The organism is Methanocaldococcus villosus KIN24-T80 (assembly GCF_000371805.1).
Classification (GTDB): domain Archaea; phylum AGJL01; class Methanococci; order Methanococcales; family Methanocaldococcaceae; genus Methanocaldococcus; species Methanocaldococcus villosus.
In genome coordinates this window covers 449865-466473 of sequence record NZ_AQUK01000001.1, presented here as the reverse complement: position 1 = coordinate 466473, position 16609 = coordinate 449865, and the positions used below count along the sequence as shown (strand labels likewise).

17 protein-coding genes and 3 tRNA genes are annotated in these 16609 nt (G+C 28.7%); 8 read left to right on the top strand and 12 right to left on the bottom strand.

All coding sequences use genetic code 11. The features are described 5' to 3' along the window. Positions 1–19 precede the first annotated feature (19 nt). Positions 20–108, top strand: a tRNA-Sec gene (locus METVI_RS0102720). Between the two features lie 10 nt (positions 109–118). On the opposite strand, the gene METVI_RS0102715 is transcribed toward METVI_RS0102720, so the two are convergent. Continuing rightward, the gene (locus METVI_RS0102715) at positions 119–2224 is read right to left on the bottom strand and encodes an ATP-binding protein (protein WP_004593245.1); all 2106 of its coding nucleotides are present in this window, start codon (positions 2222–2224) and stop codon (positions 119–121) included. A gap of 6 nt (positions 2225–2230) precedes the next feature. Beyond that, positions 2231–3112 carry a triphosphoribosyl-dephospho-CoA synthase gene (locus tag METVI_RS0102710; protein WP_004593242.1) on the bottom strand — a complete coding sequence of 294 codons (882 nt, stop codon included), beginning with the start codon at positions 3110–3112 and terminating at the stop codon, positions 2231–2233. A gap of 139 nt (positions 3113–3251) precedes the next feature. Between METVI_RS0102710 and METVI_RS0102705 the strand changes: the two genes are divergently transcribed. Then, complete coding sequence (locus METVI_RS0102705; RefSeq protein ID WP_004593240.1) at positions 3252–3446, top strand: hypothetical protein; 195 nt, start codon at positions 3252–3254, stop codon at positions 3444–3446. On the opposite strand, the gene METVI_RS0102700 is transcribed toward METVI_RS0102705, so the two are convergent. After that, positions 3426–3668 carry a pro-sigmaK processing inhibitor BofA family protein gene (locus METVI_RS0102700; RefSeq protein WP_004593239.1) on the bottom strand — a complete coding sequence of 81 codons (243 nt, stop codon included), beginning with the start codon at positions 3666–3668 and terminating at the stop codon, positions 3426–3428. The two genes, METVI_RS0102705 and METVI_RS0102700, sit on opposite strands and share 21 nt — an antisense overlap. 20 nt (positions 3669–3688) lie before the next feature. On the opposite strand from METVI_RS0102700, the gene METVI_RS0102695 reads away from it, so the two are divergent. Continuing rightward, positions 3689–4657 carry a cobalt-precorrin 5A hydrolase gene (locus tag METVI_RS0102695; RefSeq protein WP_004593235.1) on the top strand — a complete coding sequence of 323 codons (969 nt, stop codon included), beginning with the start codon at positions 3689–3691 and terminating at the stop codon, positions 4655–4657. On the opposite strand, the gene METVI_RS0102690 is transcribed toward METVI_RS0102695, so the two are convergent. From METVI_RS0102690 to cobM, 3 genes are read right to left on the bottom strand one after another with little or no spacing between them, the layout of a single operon-like run. Beyond that, positions 4638–5621, bottom strand: coding sequence for a TRC40/GET3/ArsA family transport-energizing ATPase (locus METVI_RS0102690; protein WP_004593233.1), 984 nt, complete (start codon positions 5619–5621; stop codon positions 4638–4640). The two genes, METVI_RS0102695 and METVI_RS0102690, sit on opposite strands and share 20 nt — an antisense overlap. A gap of 5 nt (positions 5622–5626) precedes the next feature. Next, complete coding sequence (locus METVI_RS0102685; protein WP_004593231.1) at positions 5627–6247, bottom strand: DUF116 domain-containing protein; 621 nt, start codon at positions 6245–6247, stop codon at positions 5627–5629. After that, a complete protein-coding gene (cobM, locus tag METVI_RS0102680) occupies positions 6247–6996 on the bottom strand; it encodes a precorrin-4 C(11)-methyltransferase (protein ID WP_004593229.1) in 750 nt (249 codons plus the stop codon). Before cobM ends, METVI_RS0102685 begins: the two co-directional genes overlap by 1 nt. Before the next feature lie 84 nt (positions 6997–7080). Between cobM and METVI_RS0102675 the strand changes: the two genes are divergently transcribed. Genes METVI_RS0102675 through METVI_RS0102665 form a run of 3 tightly spaced genes read left to right on the top strand, consistent with a single transcriptional unit; the run spans position 7081 to position 9883 of the window. Further along, the gene (locus tag METVI_RS0102675) at positions 7081–8331 is read left to right on the top strand and encodes an LL-diaminopimelate aminotransferase (protein ID WP_004593227.1); all 1251 of its coding nucleotides are present in this window, start codon (positions 7081–7083) and stop codon (positions 8329–8331) included. A gap of 20 nt (positions 8332–8351) precedes the next feature. Beyond that, entirely contained in the window at positions 8352–8843 is a 492-nt protein-coding gene (locus tag METVI_RS0102670) for a 6-carboxytetrahydropterin synthase QueD (RefSeq protein WP_004593225.1), read from the top strand. Further along, complete coding sequence (locus METVI_RS0102665; RefSeq protein ID WP_004593223.1) at positions 8831–9883, top strand: bis-aminopropyl spermidine synthase family protein; 1053 nt, start codon at positions 8831–8833, stop codon at positions 9881–9883. Before METVI_RS0102670 ends, METVI_RS0102665 begins: the two co-directional genes overlap by 13 nt. On the opposite strand, the gene lysA is transcribed toward METVI_RS0102665, so the two are convergent. Further along, positions 9880–11157, bottom strand: a complete 1278-nt coding sequence (lysA, locus tag METVI_RS0102660) for a diaminopimelate decarboxylase (RefSeq protein WP_004593221.1) — start codon at positions 11155–11157, stop codon at positions 9880–9882. The two genes, METVI_RS0102665 and lysA, sit on opposite strands and share 4 nt — an antisense overlap. Positions 11158–11266: 109 nt before the next feature. Between lysA and METVI_RS0102655 the strand changes: the two genes are divergently transcribed. Then, positions 11267–11344 (top strand) — tRNA-Arg (locus METVI_RS0102655). A 17-nt stretch (positions 11345–11361) separates the two neighbouring features. Beyond that, positions 11362–11436 (top strand) — tRNA-Glu (locus METVI_RS0102650). A gap of 24 nt (positions 11437–11460) precedes the next feature. On the opposite strand, the gene pfkC is transcribed toward METVI_RS0102650, so the two are convergent. From pfkC to METVI_RS0102625, 5 genes are read right to left on the bottom strand one after another with little or no spacing between them, the layout of a single operon-like run. Further along, the gene (gene pfkC / locus METVI_RS0102645) at positions 11461–12792 is read right to left on the bottom strand and encodes an ADP-specific phosphofructokinase (RefSeq protein ID WP_004592044.1); all 1332 of its coding nucleotides are present in this window, start codon (positions 12790–12792) and stop codon (positions 11461–11463) included. After that, positions 12789–13871, bottom strand: a complete 1083-nt coding sequence (hemA, locus tag METVI_RS0102640; RefSeq protein WP_236610568.1) for a glutamyl-tRNA reductase — start codon at positions 13869–13871, stop codon at positions 12789–12791. The genes pfkC and hemA overlap by 4 nt, the downstream gene beginning before the upstream one ends. Further along, complete coding sequence (locus tag METVI_RS0102635; RefSeq protein WP_004592048.1) at positions 13852–14475, bottom strand: precorrin-2 dehydrogenase/sirohydrochlorin ferrochelatase family protein; 624 nt, start codon at positions 14473–14475, stop codon at positions 13852–13854. Before METVI_RS0102635 ends, hemA begins: the two co-directional genes overlap by 20 nt. Continuing rightward, positions 14475–15953: a B12-binding domain-containing radical SAM protein gene (locus tag METVI_RS0102630; protein WP_004592050.1), complete on the bottom strand. Its 1479-nt coding sequence runs from the start codon at positions 15951–15953 to the stop codon at positions 14475–14477. The genes METVI_RS0102635 and METVI_RS0102630 overlap by 1 nt, the downstream gene beginning before the upstream one ends. Then, entirely contained in the window at positions 15950–16606 is a 657-nt protein-coding gene (locus METVI_RS0102625; RefSeq protein ID WP_004592051.1) for a CRISPR-associated endonuclease Cas6, read from the bottom strand. The genes METVI_RS0102630 and METVI_RS0102625 overlap by 4 nt, the downstream gene beginning before the upstream one ends. Between the last annotated feature and the right edge of the window lie 3 nt (positions 16607–16609).

The window sequence follows — 16609 nt, the reverse complement described above, 5'->3', positions numbered from 1 at the left end:
AATACTATTTACCTTATGTGGCGCGGGGTACCGGGCTTGGTAGCCCGGGGCGGACTTCAGATCCGTCGAGGGCATTTGCCCTCGGGGTTCGATTCCCCCCCCGCGCCGTTTGAAACTGTTATTCTATTATAGCATAATAACCATGCCTTGGAGAGTAAATTTCACCAGTTTTTCTTAAATATTCAATTGCCATTTCTACATCTTTCTCTTTTAATCCAAATTCCTCAGCTTTTTCATATATCTCTGCTTCAGAGACAATACCATTATTTAAAGAGCTTAACTCTCTTATTATATCTAAAACTTTTTCTATTTTATCTCTTTTAGATTTTGGAGTACCCATTATTTTATCTAAATCAATCTTACCAGTTTCTGGATCATAGGCTATTTCTTTTAAGCAATAATCAACAATATCTATAGCTACTTTAGCATCTTCTTCTTCCACTTTCTCTGAAAGTCTTGCTTTAGCATGCATTTCTGCTATTCTTATTATAGCCTCTAACTGTCTTGCTGTTATGGGTATTGGGTTATCTCCTTCTCCAAGTTTTCTCATTTCTAAATAATATTTTTTTATTAAATTTTTTGCTTTTTCTGTTAGATATGGCATAATTAATTTCATTTCATCAAAATCCCCTAGATAAATATCTCTGTTCTTTTCAATATAAGCACAAGATCTAGCATATATGATATAGTATTTTAGTAGAGTTTCATCTACGACAATTCCATCAACTTCAACAGAGCCTAAGATATCATAACTTTTTGTAGCAGTTTCTGTATGTATATTTAAAATATGCTCAGCTATTTCATCATCTTTTTTCTTGTCTGGGATATCCATTAATGGAAAAATAAAGTCAAATCTACTCAATAATGGAGCAGGAATATCTATCTGTTCAATGACTGTTTTATTTCTATCAAACCTTCCATGTTTTGGATTACAAGCAGCTAATACAGCACATCTTGCAGGTAGTTTGACATTTATTCCTCCTTTATTAACATGAATAGTTTGGCTTTCCATGGCTTCTAAGATATATTTCATAACATTTTTATCAACAGTTAGTTCATCTATACAAGCTGTTCCTTCATTAGCTCTAACTAATACCCCTGGTTTAACAACCCATCCATCTCCTATTTCTGTACTTTCTCTTATAACATTAGCTGTTAAACCTCCTCCTGTAGCTGTTGTTACTGATGCATAAGCATTTTGTGGAAAAAGTCTAGCAATTCTCCTTAACATGGTGGTTTTTCCTATCCCAGGATCAGTTATTAATAAAATATGGCTATCTCTCCTTAATGGAGTCCCATCAGGTAAAAATTTAAAAGCTCCTTTTATTTGTTGTAAAAAAATAGCCTTTTTAACAAGATCATACCCTTTTATCTGTGAAATTAAATAGTTTGATAATATATCAACTATTCTCTTTTTCCTACCTAATTCATCTAATATTTCAATAATTCCTTCTTTATTTAATATATCTCTAACTTCTATTTTTTGATAACTTTCAGATATTTTCACATAATTACTTTTAACAAATATTTCAAATACAGGTAAATTTTGTTTAGTTCTCTTTTTTAATACTGTCCCTACAACATCCACTCTACCTGAATATATCCCTCTACTATTTTCTAAGAATACCTTTATACTTCTTGGAGGATCATCAGGGTTTTTCATCAGATCAATTGGCTGTTGTATTTCAAGTTCTTGTATATTTATATAAGTAGATTCTTCAGTATCAATAACCATTTTCTCATTACAGTTTTTACATGTTACTTTTGGTAACTCAAAGTAGTTATGTATTGTTCTATAGATAATGTTTCCACATTTTGGGCATACATAACAAGCTTTTTTTAATAAAGCACAGACTTTCCCTGCTTTTATTATTACTCCTTCAAAATGCACAAGTTTATTAATGTCTGAGGATGATATATCTTCTATTAATTTATAACATCCTCTTGGATTTTTAAATGCTATTTGTATTTTCTCTAAATTTTTATCTTCATCATATAATTCAATATAAGCTTCTTTAAATATATCTAATATAACATCTTCAACTTCTTTTGGTTTCTCTATAATAATTTCATTGATTTCACAAGCCTCAGGAAATTTACTTATAAATTTTTCAATATCAAACTCAAAAATATTTCCCTTTAATAAATTATTAGATAATTCTTCTTTAATGAACTGTTTAATTTTACTTTCATATAATGTTCTAAAATGTTCTTCCTCAAACATACTACCTCACTTCAGTATTGTATCATTTTTATCTATTTTCTCTAATAAGAATATCATTAAAGATGAAGCTATTATATCAGCAGTAGTTCCAGGATTAAGCTTGTTTCCATATCTTGCAAGATAGTTATCAAACTCTATAACATTTTCCAAACTAAAATTATCTAAAACTTCTTTAGCCATTTTAGATACATTTTCAGCAACTTCAATATTGTTTTTTCTTGCTATTAGAGAATCAGGATATTTTGAAAGTATATGGAGATATGTTTTTGTTATTGATAAATTTATATCTTCAAGTTCTTCATAATATCTCTTTAATTTTTCATAACCTTCAAAGGATATGTTAAACCCATCAACCCACTCTTTACTTATATTATCCCAACTGTATGATATTTTAAATAAATCATAGAGGGTTAAATTTCTCTCTATTATTTCTCTCTTGCTATCATCTTTAGTAATATCTGGTCCATCATGTGGTTTATTTATATTTGGTTTAATTATAGAGATAGCTTCACAGAAGTTTATAGCATCATCCACTGTAGTATTTTTGGTTATATTTTTAATTTTTCTTTTTAGCTCATTTTTATTAAAACTATTTAACATCCCTGAAGCCATGGATATAGGGATATGCAATATAATTATTCCTAAGTTTGCATTTGAGGGGCTCCATTTTTTACTTTCTATAACTGCTCTTTTTATATAATATCCAACATTCTTGTTATCTTTTGAGGCTAAATAAATGATGTTTCCAAATGCTATCCCAGAAGTTATAAAGTGATGATATTTTATATCCTTATAATCCCTATTCCTATGCACATTTCCAGGTTTTAAAGAGCTAACTTCCAAACAGCAGGCTATTTGTGATGCCTTCATTATGTCAAAGCTATCCACATTTTCACCAATCTATTTTTTTGTATAGTATTATTTAAAAATTAAATCAAAAAATTTTTAATATAACTCAATTTATTTTTAAATAGAAAAGTTTATATTATTATTACAAATAAATAAATTTTTATTAAAAGGTGATAATATGGATGAAATTGATATTAAAGCAATTCAGTTAATAAATAAGGCAATACTTTCAGATGAAAGAGAAATTGAGGCTACTATAAAAACTTTAAAAAATCTTGCTAAAATAAAAAAAAGAAAGACAAAAAAAGCTATAAGGGATATTTTAGACTATTGGGCTTCTGAAGCTTATAAGTTAGATATGGAGAAAGTGTAATATTAAAAGTATAAAAACCCCTACAACACCACCAATAGCTATTATTAGAAGATTTATCAAATTCAATTTTATATTTATTCCTAAAAATTTTAAGATAAATATTAATATTATCCCAATAGCTGTATTGATGGCAAGGTATCTAATAATTTTTAATGTTAATTTTATTATTAATATAGCTACTAATATTAAAATCCCTATCATAGCTAAGAAGTAGAAATCCATAATTTCACCAAAGTGGAAAGATGATAAAGATTATATACATAACAGAAAGTGGTAAAAAGCTTGCTGAGAAAATAAAATGTATCTTAGATCATTATAAATATAATTCTAAAATTTTTCATATAAAAAACTTTTCTATTGATGAAGGTGATGAGGGATATATTTTCATTTCAGCTATTGGAATTGTTTTAAGGAAATATATTGATAAAATTAAGAATGATAAATTCACTGATTCATTTGTTATTGTCTGTAATGAAAAAAAAGAATTTATCCCCATATTATCAAACCATTTAGGTAGAGGAAATTATTTTTCTAAACTAATAGCAAATAACATAAATGGAAAAACAATTTTTACTACAGCTACTGATGTTCATGGAAAAGTAGGGTTAGATGAGTTATCTAATATTCTTTTCTTAGAAAAACCAAATAGAAAGGATATATTGGAAATAAATAAAAGATTATTAGAAGAGAATATAGATTTAAAATTACCATATGGTTGGAAAATAAAGTTAAATGGATATGATGTAGAGTATCATGATAAGGATTTGGTTATAATTGATAATAGAATAAAATTGAGGCCATTAAAAATAGTTGTAGGTATTGGAGCTAGGAGAGGTGTAAAAAGATATAAAGTTTATTGGGCAATAAAAAAAGCTTTATATTTAAGATCTCTTTATCCTTGGAGAATATCTGCTTTCTCTACAATAGAAAATAAGAGAGATGAGATTGGGATATTAGAAGTTGTTAATAAGTTTAAGAAACCTTTTTTAATCTTTGATAAGGATGAAATTAATAAATTATATAATATATATGATTTAGAGAAATCAGACTTTATTTTCAAAAATATAAATGTTTATGGTGTTGCTGAACCATGTTCCATTTTAGGTGTAAAAAAGCTAACAAATGTGGATTATAATAAAATTTACCTGATGTTAAAAAAAATAAAGTATGATGGAGTTACAATAGCCATATCTACCCATAAAGAATTTTAGATATTTCTTTTAAGGTTTCTATACCTTTAGCTTCCTTTTTTAATAGTGGAACATAAGCAATGACTTTATCTCCAAACTTCTCTTTTATCATTTCTAACCTCTTTAATTGTAATTCTCTTCTAGCTCTACAGAACTCACATGAAACATTTTCAGGAATTAGTTGATTTACAATCACAGCATCTACATTTATGTTATATTTTTGTAAAGCTTTCATTGCTCTTTCACTCTCTAATATACTCATTTCTTCAGGGATAACAACTAATCTAAATGATGTTTTTTCAGGATCTGATAATATTTTTTTAGCTTTTTCTATTCTCTTTTTCATTTCTTCTAATTCTTTTAACATCTTATCATAGTCAATATCATTATCACTGCTACTAAATGGTAAAAACTTTTTGAACATTTTCATAAACCCACTAATCTGTTTTTTAAGCTTAATCATTCTTGTTAAATACTTATCCATAACCTCTGGCATAGATAAAAATCTCAATGTATGTCCTGTAGGTGCAGTGTCAAATATGATATAGTCAAACTCATTACTTTCCATATACTTTAAGAATGTATCAAATGCTGCACTCTCATCAGTACCTGGTGAAAGTGAAGCAATTTCTAACTGTTCTTCTAACATCTCTCCTAAAAGAGGATTTTCTTCTATTTGGGCTTTTAACTTTTCTTTATATTCTTCCATAGCCTTTTCTGGATCAATTTCAACAACATATAAATTATCATATCCTTTAACCTTTGTAGGTTCATGAGAAAACTCTTGCTCAAATATATCTCTTAAAGAATGAGCAGGATCTGTAGAAACTATACAAACTTTATAACCTTGCTCTGCTAAATAAATACCAGTTGCAGCACTCATGGTAGTTTTTCCTACTCCTCCCTTACCTCCAAATAAAATATATTTTGTCTCTCCTTTATTTTCAGTTAAAGCCTTTAAAGAGTTTTTTATTTTTGATATCATTATACTCACCTCAGATTTTCTAATCTATTTAATAGCTCATCAACATCAACTATAGTGTTTAAACAACCATCCTTTAATAAAGGTTGCCCCTGCATAGGGATGGATTTTCTTGAGAGATAATTCATTCCGTAAAAAAGATCTTTATAACAAGCTACTCCAAAAACTCCAGAATCATTTTTTAAAATTCTCTTTAAAAATGTTGATCCTGGGACAATATAAACTTCATATCCTAAAGATTTTGCTCTTTTTAAAATCTCCCCTATTACACATTTACCACACATTACACATTCAATACCATTTGGTGAAAGTTTGGCAGGACATTTTGCATCTCTAAGACAATGAGGTAGAATGAGAATTTTTTTATTAGTACTTTTAAATTTATCTTCATAATATTTATTATAAAACTCTATTCCTATCCTATAAAATGTTTCTTCTGATCCAATAAATAGGAAAAGTCTTAATAAAATGGAATAAAAATTATCTAAAAGAAATAGAGCTAATTTTGGAAATAAAATTTTATTCTTTTTTATGAGCACATATCCTACTATTAATAAAGTTAAAGTAGCTATTATAATTAATGTTATAATTAATACAGTTATTAACCCAATAATTTCTAGTATTCCCATTAATCTCCCTTTCTAAAACCATGAGAAAAAGTTTTATCATAAAGCTTAGAATATTCATAATTCTTTGGATCTAAAACATCTCCAACAAGAATTAGTGCTGATCTAGTAATATTCTCTTTTTTTACCTTTTCAACTATATCTCCTAAAGTACCTCTTATAATCTTTTCATCTTCCCATGAAGCATGATAGACAACAGCTACAGGGGTTGATGGATCATAGCCATTTAACAACTCTTCAACAACTTTATCAATCATAGACACACCTAAGAAAATAGCCATTGTAGCTCTATGCTTAGCTAATTCTCTTAATTTCTCAGGAACTTTTGTTCTTCCTTCTGGACGAGTTATTATAACTGTCTGGGAAACATTTGGAAGAGTTAGTTCTATTTTTAAAGCAGCTGCAGCTGCAAATAAAGATGATACTCCAGGAATTATTTCAACATCAATATTGTATTTCTTTAATTCATCTATCTGTTCCTTTATAGCACCATAAATAGATGGATCTCCAGAGTGTAATCTAACAACCTTTTTTCCTTCATTAACAGCTTTTACCATTACATCTATTATTTCATCAAGACTCATTTTTGAGCTATCATAAAGTTCAGCTTTTTTATTATATTCTAAAAGCTTTTTATTTATCAGAGAACCTGCATATATAATAACATCAGCCTCTTTAATAGCCTTTAAACCCTTAACTGTTATAAGCTCTTCATCCCCAGGACCTGCTCCAACAATAGTTACTTTTTTCATCTCTACCACATTAAATATATATTAAAAATTTAATAATTTATAGAGGTCATTTTTATACTTAAGCACTATTGGGGTGAGGGTGTTATGAGTTTTATACAAGAGTTATTTGCTGAAAGAATAGGGGGTAGGAAGTTTGGGAAAGAAGAGGTTATATATAAGTTTGAAAAGATAAAAAGGGCTAAAAGAGAAGCTATGAAAAAACATCCTGATATGGAGTTAATAGATATGGGTGTTGGAGAACCTGATGAAATGGCTGATAGAGAAGTTATAGAAGTTTTGTATAGAGAAGCTTTAAAATGGGAAAATAGAGGATATGCTGATAATGGAATTCAAGAGCTTAAAGATGCTGTTCCTCCTTACATGGAAAGAGTTTATGGAGTTAAAGATATAGATCCTGTTAATGAGGTTATTCACTCAATAGGTTCAAAATCTGCCTTAGCTTATTTACCATCAGCATTTATTAATCCAGGAGATTATGTGTTAATGACTGTTCCTGGCTATCCAGTTTTAGCTACACATGCAGAGTGGTATGGGGGAAAAGTTTATAAATTGCCTTTATTAGAAGAAAATAATTTCCTACCTGATTTAGAAAGTGTTCCAAAAGATGTTAGGGAGAGGGCTAAGATATTATATATAAACTATCCAAACAACCCAACAGGAGCTCAGGCTACAAAGAAGTTTTATAAAGAAGTTGTAGACTTTGCTTTTGAGAATAATATAATTGTTGTAAATGATGCTGCATATGGGGCTTTGGTGTATGATGGAAAGCCACTGTCTTTCTTATCTGTTAAAGATGCTAAAGAAGTTGGAGTTGAAATACACAGTTTTTCAAAAGCTTTTAATATGACAGGTTGGAGATTAGCTTTTTTAGTTGGTAATGAGTTAATAATAAAAGCTTTTGCTACAGTAAAGGATAACTTTGACAGTGGTCAATTTATCCCCATACAAAAAGCTGGTATCTACTGCCTCCAACATCCAGAAATCACTGAAAGAATCAGAAAGAAGTATGAGAGAAGATTAAGAAAAATGGTTAAAATAATGAATGAAGCAGGATTTAAAGCAAGAATGCCAGGAGGAACATTTTACTTATATGTTAAATCTCCAAAAAGAGCAAATGGTAGGGAATTTAAAACTGCTGAAGAGTTTTCAGAGTTTCTTATAAAAGAAAAGTTAATATCTACTGTTCCATGGGATGATGCAGGGGCATATATAAGGCTTTCAGCTACTTTTGTAGCAAAGGATGAGAATGGAAATCCTACAACAGAGGAAAAGTATGAGGATAAGATATTAGAAGAATTTAAAAATAGATTACTAACTTTGGATCTTGAGTTTTAAAAATTTTAATGGGAAATATTATGATAATAGAAATAGTTGGTTTATATGCTAATCTAAAGTTTTCTTCAGCACATATAGTTTTTGGACATAGAACATGTGGAGTTATTCATGGGCATACATACTATGTGGATATAAAAGTGTGTGGAGATAAAGGAGAGTTTAACTTTGTATGTGATTTTAAAATTATAAAAGAGATAGTTAAAGAAATATGTAAAAAAATAGACCATAAACTTATTTTACCAAGAGATCATAAAGATGTTTATTATGAATTAAGGGATAAAGCACTATACTTTAAATATAAAAATAAAGAATATATAATCCCTGTAGAGGATGTTATTTTACTACCTATAGAAACCACATCAGCTGAAGATTTGGCAAAATTTTTCGCTGAAGAAATTATTAGTAGGTTAAAAGAAAAATACAAAAATGTTTATTGGATAGAAGTCGCTATTAGTGAAGGTTTAGGACAAAAAGCAATTTATAAATTAGAGGTGAAACATTGCAAAGAATAGTAGAGGAAGTAAAGAGTAGAATAGAAATCCCTGTTTATGAAAGATCTATAGAAAATGTGTTGTCAGCTATTTTATCTACAGGAGATTTTTGGAAAATTGTAGATATTTCTGAAGAGCCACTACCTTTAGTGGCAGAGATCATAAGAGTTTTAGAAAAAGAGGGATTAGTTAAGATTACAGACAAAATAGAGTTGACAGAGAAAGGTTTGGAATTTGTAAAAGAGTATGGAATAGGGAAGAGAGAGGATCATATTTGTGAATGTTGTGAAGGTAGAGGAGTTTCTTTAAAACCATATAAGGATATATTAGAGAAATTTAAAGAGATTGCTAAAGATAGACCTATGCCAAAACATGAATATGACCAAGGATATGTTAAAGAGGAGTGTACTGTAGCTAGAATAGCCTTAATGAATTCTAGAGGGGATTTGTATAATAAAGATGTTTTAGTTTTAGGTGATGATGACCTAACATCAATAGCCTTAATGTTGTCAAATTTACCAAAAAGAATTGTGGTTGTTGATATAGATGAGAGACTTATTAATTTTATTAAGGAGACTGCTGAAAAACTGAATTATAAGAATATAGAAATTATTACTTTAGATTTAAGAAACCCACTGCCTGAAAAATATAAAAAGAAATTTGATACTTTCATAACAGATCCTCCAGAAACACTTTATGCAATAAAAACATTTATTGGAAGGGGGATATCAGCATTAAAAGGAGAAAGAAGAGCAGGGTATTTTGGAATAACTAGGAGAGAAAGTTCATTAGATAAATGGAGAGAAATTCAAAAAATATTATTAAATGATTTTAATGTAGTTATAACTGATCTGATAAGAAACTTTAATCAATATATAAATTGGGGTTATGAAGAAGAAACTAAAGCTTGGAGATTAGCTCCAATAAAGAAAAAGCCTGAAGATATATGGTATAAATCATACATATTTAGAATAGAGACATTAAAAGGTAGTAAAGGATTTGATGAAGAAGTTAAGGTTGGAGATGAGTTATATAATGATGCTGAAAGTTCAACAACTTAAAGTAAATGGGGAGGAATAATATCTTTTGATATTAAATCACTGTACTCTTCTCTCTCTCTTATTATAAACACTCCTCTTTTTGAAGTCATAATCATTCTTGGCTTAGGTCTAGCATTGTAGTTATTAGCCATACTAATACCATAAGCCCCAGCATCAAATATAACTAGCACATCTCCTACTTCAGGCTTACATATTTCTCTTTCTCTACCAAATACATCTGAACTTTCACAAAGCCCTCCCGCTACATTAACTACCTCTTTCTCCTCTTTTAATACAGCATTTTCTATATGATGATAGGCATCATAAATTGCAGGCCTTATAAGATCATTCATTCCTGCATCAATCATAACCCACATATCTTTTCTATGTATAACTTTCCCTAATAAATAACCAGCTGTGGCTACAATACTTCTTCCTGGCTCTAAAATTAAGTTTGGATGAATGTCATATGATAAAATAGTGTCTATTAAAGCATTAGCATAATCTTCAATAGTAGGAATTTTTTTATCTTTATAATATGGTATTCCTAAACCTCCACCTAAATTTAAATCCTCTACCTCTATTCCTTCTCTTTTCAACTCTAATATAAACTCCATCATTTTTTTAGTAGCTTCAATAAAAGGAGACAGATCAGTGATTTGAGATCCAATATGGCAGTGTAATCCTACAAAGTTGATATTTTTCATTTTTAATGCCATTTTTATAGCTTTTTTAGCCACTTCCTTATTCATTCCAAACTTGCTCTTTTTAAGTCCTGTAGCTATTTTTGGATGTGTTTTAGGATCTACATCAGGGTTTATTCTAAATGCTACATTAGCCTCGCCATAATCTTTAGATAATTTTTCAATTAATAATAACTCACTAATGCTATCTACATTAAAAGCTCTTATTCCTGCCTCAATTCCCATTATAATTTCTTTTTCAGTCTTACAATTACCATTAAAAACAATTCTATCTGATGGAACTCCAGAAAGTTTAGCTATGTATAGCTCCCCTCCACTAACTACATCTGCTCCAGAACCAAGCTTAGCTAAAAGTTTAGTTACAGCAAGATTTGAATTTGCTTTATATGCATATGCTAAAATAAAGTTCTTTTTTGTCTCTTTTTCATATCTTTTAAATGCTTCTATGTATTTTCTATAGTTTATTTTAATCTGTTCTTCTGAAATTACATATAATGGTGTTCCAAATTTCTCAGCAAGCTCTTTAAAAGGATAGCCATCTACACATAACATTCTATTTTCTAATGTTAATGTATCGTTACCCAAAAACATTCTTTCACCATTTCTCTAAATTGTTTTAAGAGATTTTTATATCTTTGTTACATATTAAAAAACGAAAAATTTATATATGGCTATAACAATTTTTTAAAGTGCTTATATTGGACCCGTAGCCTAGCCTGGATAGGGCACCGGCCTTCTAAGCCGGGGGTCGGGGGTTCAAATCCCCCCGGGTCCGCCATATTTTTAGTTTTAATTGCTCCGGTGGTGTAGTCCGGCCAATCATGCGGGCCTTTCGAGCCCGCGACCCGGGTTCAAATCCCGGCCGGAGCATTATTTTTTAAAATTTTAAAAAATTTATTTTTTATTTTTAATAAGAGCATTATAATAAACAAATGCTCCAGAAGATATTGTGTCTCCTAAACCTACAGTTGATTTTGGATTTTCAACATATCTTGATGGAGTTATAGCTATTTTATAATCATCTTCAATCATACATTTATCATACATATCTCTATATTTGTTATAGCTAATTTTCAAACCTTCTTTTAAATCATCTACACTCTCTATTTTTCCTAATTTAGCTCTTGTTGCAGCAAGAATAGTTGAGAAGTCTAAACATTCTTTTAACTCTTTTAAATCAAGAGGATTGTCTTTTCTACAAACGAATAGAATAAAGTAAATAGTATGAACTTGAATTATTTCCAAATTATTAAATTTGTCTAATAGGATTTTAGATCCTTCAACAATATCTTCAACAAAACTATTTTTTATTATTTTATCACTCAAATCTTCATAACCTAATATATGTAAAACATTAGCTATTTCAGTTTCATCCATACCTACGCTATTAACTTCACTTAGAATATAATTAACAACCATCTCCCTTATCTTAATATTTGATATAGAAGCAAATTCTAAATGTGTCATAATATTTCCTTCCTTTAGCAACTTTATATCCTCTTTAGCCTTTTCAAAATAATATTCAGCAGTTTTTCCATCTTTATATTTCTCTTTTATTCCCTGATAACCAGATAAAAAAGCACAATCCACTCCAAACTGTGGGAGATATGGTCTTAATTCATCTCTAATTCCTATTCTATAGCTTTCTGGTCTTGATGCAGCTATAAATCTTGTAGATTCTTTGGCTACTATCTCCTCATTTCCTAACTTAAATTTTAATCCTTTTTTAAACTCAAAAATTCTATTTATTTTAGTAGGTACATCTTCATAACTCTCCCTTATTTTTTTAAATACTAATTTGTTATTTTCCAATTTTGGATATAAAACATTTTCATGGAACATTTCAGCCTGTTTTTTAGATAGAAGAGGTACATATGTTATTACTCTATCTATATTTAAAGTGGCCATTAAATTAGCCACTATTCCTGCCTGTCCTCCCATTCTTTCTTCATCATATTTAAGCTTATTAAACCATTCATTCATCTCTTCAACTATTGGAACTTCTGCAGGTTTACCTGTCTTTATTGAATACACTAATCTTGCTACAAAATCTAATGGTTCTTCTATCACTCTTGGATACTCTTCCATCCTTCTTATAATCTCTTTATGATCAAACATGTCAACTAATCTTTGCACATCATTGCTATTTAAATATTTAATAGCATCAACATTAGCATTGTATGCTGTAAATAACTTAACTTTTCTTATTTTCTCCAACATTTTCATTTTAACACCCTTTTCAAATCATAAATTATTTTTTTACAAAAAGATCTTGAAAAATCCTCTAAAACTCTTTCAGGATCTCTTGTTTTTAATAGTTTTTTGGCTTTCTCCACTTCTCTTATTCTAAGATTTTCCAAGTTTATACAAAAATCTTTTATTTTCTCTTCAATTTCAAGTTCTTTTAATAACTTTTTTAAATTTTCAAATTCCTCTTTTATAATTTTTTCTACTTTCGGAATTTCTTTCATCCTCCTTTTTAAGTTTTCTTCAGCAATTATTTTTAAATCATCTATTGTAAATAATTTTATATGTTTAAGTTCTCTAATATCATCTGTTGTATCTCTTGGATTGGCTATATCTATAATAATTGTTTCTTCAATATCCATAACTCTTTCTTTTGTTAATATTGGATGTGGGGCTGATGTAGCAGAGATAACAATATCAGCATATTTTAAAGCCTCTTTTAATTTGTCAAATCTTACAGCTATACCTCCAAGCTCTTTAGCTAATTTTAGGGCTTTTTCATATGTTCTATTAGCTATAATAATAGCTTTAACATTTTTTTCTTTTAGAGCTTTTATAACAAGAGTGGCCATCTCTCCAGCTCCAATTAATAAAATATTTTTCCCTTCTAATCCAAACTTTTCAGCTAATTCCACAGCTGCAGAGCCAATAGAGACTGAACCTTTGCTTATTTCAGTTTCTTCCCTAACTCTCTGTCCAGTATGTATAATTTTTAACATAATTTTTTCAAACCTCTTATCTTTAATATTTGCTTTTAAAAAAGCATCTTTTATTTGACCTAAAATTTGAACTTCTCCTACAATCATTGATTCTAATCCTGCAGCTAATCTAAATAGATGTAAGATAGCCTCATCTTCTAAAAGAAGATCAAACTTTTCAAAATTTTTTATATTTTTTATTTCATCTAAGCTATATCCATAAAAGATAAGCTCAACCCTATTGCACGTCTGTAAGAGAATAGCATTTTCATATTTACTATAAAATTCTTTTTCATTAAATCTTAGCTTTTCTAAATCATTAACAGAGTACTTTTTATAATCAGCTTTTAGAACTATGATCATTTAAGACCCTCATCACTATTTTTTTTAACTCTTCTCTGAATTCTTTATTATTAAACAATTCTTCTATAACTTTCTTTCTATCCTTTTGATTAGGTACTATTTCTTTTAGAAATTCTCTAAATTCTGATAAGAAAGAGATATCTTGGTCTCTTATAATATTTTCCACTAAAATTCTTATTTTCTTAGCTAACATTGGAGATTTTCCTCTTGTGTATATGGAGAATATTACACCATTAACTTCAGTATATGCAGGGAGGATAAAATTAACTCCACTCATTAAATTAGATGCATTAACAAACTTATTAAGCTCATTGGCTATTTTTACTATCCTTCTATTTATTTCTTCATTAACTGCAGCTACAATAAAATCATAATCTTTAATAATCTCTCTAAGCTCCTCATCAGAGAGTTTATTTAAATCAACATTTATTAATTTTAATCTATCATTTTTTATTTTTTTTATCTCATTATCAAAATTTTTAGAATATATGTCAACATTTCCTCCATTTTTTAATATTTTTAATGCCCTTCTCTTTCCTACTTCTCCACAGCCAAAAACAGCCACTTTTTTATTTTCAAAAGATAATAGGATAGGAAGCATTAGATAATAACCCCCTCTAAGTATTTTTCATGAGCTTTTATTATTTTTACTTTTTTTACTCTTCCAATATATTTATTTCCATTTTTTACAAAAACTACTAAACCACTATCTTTTAAATACCCTACAGCATAATCATCATTTTTTAAATGTTTTTCAGCTATAATAACATCTAAAATTTTTCCTATATATCTTTTTTTGATCTCATAGTTTATTTTTTTAGCTTCTTTTTTTATTTTTAATGAATACTCTGTTATTTTTGGTTTAAACTCTTGAAAAGCAGACATAGGCAAAGGTCTAAATTTATAAACAGTGATCTTATCTATATATGGTTTTATTTTATGCATGAATTTTATAGTATTTTCTACAGTTTTCTTATTCTCCCCAGGTAAGCCATAAATGAAATATACTTGTGCTTTTAAATTGTATTTTTTAGCTATTTTTACAGCTTTTAATACATCCTCTGGGTATGATGGACGTCCTAAAAGCTCACAGTGTTTTTTATCTCCACTTTCACATCCAATATAGATTGTTGTATTTAACTTACTCAATATTTTAGCTATCTTCTCATTAAAAAGATTTGCTTTTATATTTTCTACCATTACATTTGCATCATACTTATCAGCTAGATCTTTTGCATTATCTATCAAACTTTCTATAGCTTCATAATTTGGCTCTGGTTTATATGGATTATAGCCATCTCTTTTATAATCTAAAAAATCTGGAGCTGAAAGAACAGCTTTTTTAACACCTTGTTTAAACAGCTCTTCTAATTCTTCTAATATAACTTCTTCATCTCTACTTCTTGCATAGCCAAATAGAGATGGAACCGAGCAGAAACCACAACCTGGCTTTATATTTGATGGGCAATAAAGTGATCCTTCTTTACAGAGAGAACATTTCTTATTTTTGCATAATAAAAGAGCTCTTTTAAAATTACTACATCCTCTTACAACTTCAACATAAACCCTTGCAGAAAAATAGTTTTTGTAATCTTTAATATCTTTAGATGGTGTAATTAAGCTTAAATCTTTTAATATCTCTCTAAATGGGTTTATCTTTAACTCTTCATCCCAATAAGTTGTTCCTTTAATTCCTTCAGGATTAAAGTCTTTCTTTATTAACTCTCTTATTGTGATTTCTCCTTCTCCTATTATAGATATATCAGCTTCAATTTTATTTAAGAGATAAATATCACTTGCTATAGGACCCCCAATTATTACTTTTTTATTTTCTTTTAATTTTAATTCTTTAACTAATTTTTTTACAGCTTTAAAGTCAGAAGTCATGGCACTTATAAAGATTATATCAAAACCCCTAACTTTTTTAATATTAAAATCTTCATATGGGATAATCTTAGCTTCTAACCCTTCACTCTCTAAAATGCCTTTAACAGTCCTTGGCCCTGCTCCAATGACATCTCTTGCTAAAACTCTTTTACCATCATTAACAGCCAAGCAGTCTATTATTAAAGCTTTCATAATCTAATCACAGTACCAAACCCTTTTGACACTTTTCTTCCTATCCCTAAATAATTTGGTATGTTAAAATTCACTTTAAATTCTCCAAAGAAGCCAATAAATTTATTTCCTTTGTATTTTACAGTTAAGTTTTCTAATCTTAATATTTCAGCTTCAAGCTTTTCTTTGACAGTATAATTTAAATATTTGCTCATTGATAAGATATTTCCAATTAAAATTTTTTCTAATAGCTCTTTTCTACTTTCATTATCCATATTTTTATATTTTAAATAATTCTTTTCATTTAGGGCTATCCATGGAGATATAAATTTATAAGTTATCATCTCTTCACTTTCCCCAAATTCTTCAAACACAGCTTTAATGTAACCATTTACAACATAATACACTTCTTTATTTAATTCAAGTTTATCTATATCAAAAATAATGTCTTTTAATATATTTATTCCTTCTTTTATTCCTAAAATTACAGCATCTCCATTTATCACCTTATACTGTATTTTTGGATACATATAGAGAAAACCACCGTTACTGTGATGATGTAACTCAACATAGTTTGGAAATTTCTTTAATATATAACCCCTTAAATATGGAGTGTGGATCTTTTTAAGAGGTTTATTTGTTTTTAGCCTACAAATTATCATAGGTAGTTTCAAAAT

Excerpts from the sequence above, each read along its gene's own strand:
- METVI_RS0102675 (WP_004593227.1), top strand. The coding sequence starts at position 7,081 with ATGAGTTTTATACAAGAGTTATTTGCTGAAAGAATAGGGGGTAGGAAG.
- METVI_RS0102715 (WP_004593245.1), bottom strand. The coding sequence starts at position 2,224 with ATGTTTGAGGAAGAACATTTTAGAACATTATATGAAAGTAAAATTAAA.
- METVI_RS0102630 (WP_004592050.1), bottom strand. The coding sequence starts at position 15,953 with ATGAAAGCTTTAATAATAGACTGCTTGGCTGTTAATGATGGTAAAAGA.
- METVI_RS0102670 (WP_004593225.1), top strand. The coding sequence starts at position 8,352 with ATGATAATAGAAATAGTTGGTTTATATGCTAATCTAAAGTTTTCTTCA.
- METVI_RS0102700 (WP_004593239.1), bottom strand. The coding sequence starts at position 3,668 with ATGGATTTCTACTTCTTAGCTATGATAGGGATTTTAATATTAGTAGCT.
- METVI_RS0102690 (WP_004593233.1), bottom strand. The coding sequence starts at position 5,621 with ATGATATCAAAAATAAAAAACTCTTTAAAGGCTTTAACTGAAAATAAA.
- METVI_RS0102685 (WP_004593231.1), bottom strand. The coding sequence starts at position 6,247 with ATGGGAATACTAGAAATTATTGGGTTAATAACTGTATTAATTATAACA.
- METVI_RS0102705 (WP_004593240.1), top strand. The coding sequence starts at position 3,252 with ATGGATGAAATTGATATTAAAGCAATTCAGTTAATAAATAAGGCAATA.
- lysA (WP_004593221.1), bottom strand. The coding sequence starts at position 11,157 with ATGTTTTTGGGTAACGATACATTAACATTAGAAAATAGAATGTTATGT.
- METVI_RS0102695 (WP_004593235.1), top strand. The coding sequence starts at position 3,689 with ATGATAAAGATTATATACATAACAGAAAGTGGTAAAAAGCTTGCTGAG.
- cobM (WP_004593229.1), bottom strand. The coding sequence starts at position 6,996 with ATGAAAAAAGTAACTATTGTTGGAGCAGGTCCTGGGGATGAAGAGCTT.
- METVI_RS0102635 (WP_004592048.1), bottom strand. The coding sequence starts at position 14,475 with ATGCTTCCTATCCTATTATCTTTTGAAAATAAAAAAGTGGCTGTTTTT.
- pfkC (WP_004592044.1), bottom strand. The coding sequence starts at position 12,792 with ATGAAAATGTTGGAGAAAATAAGAAAAGTTAAGTTATTTACAGCATAC.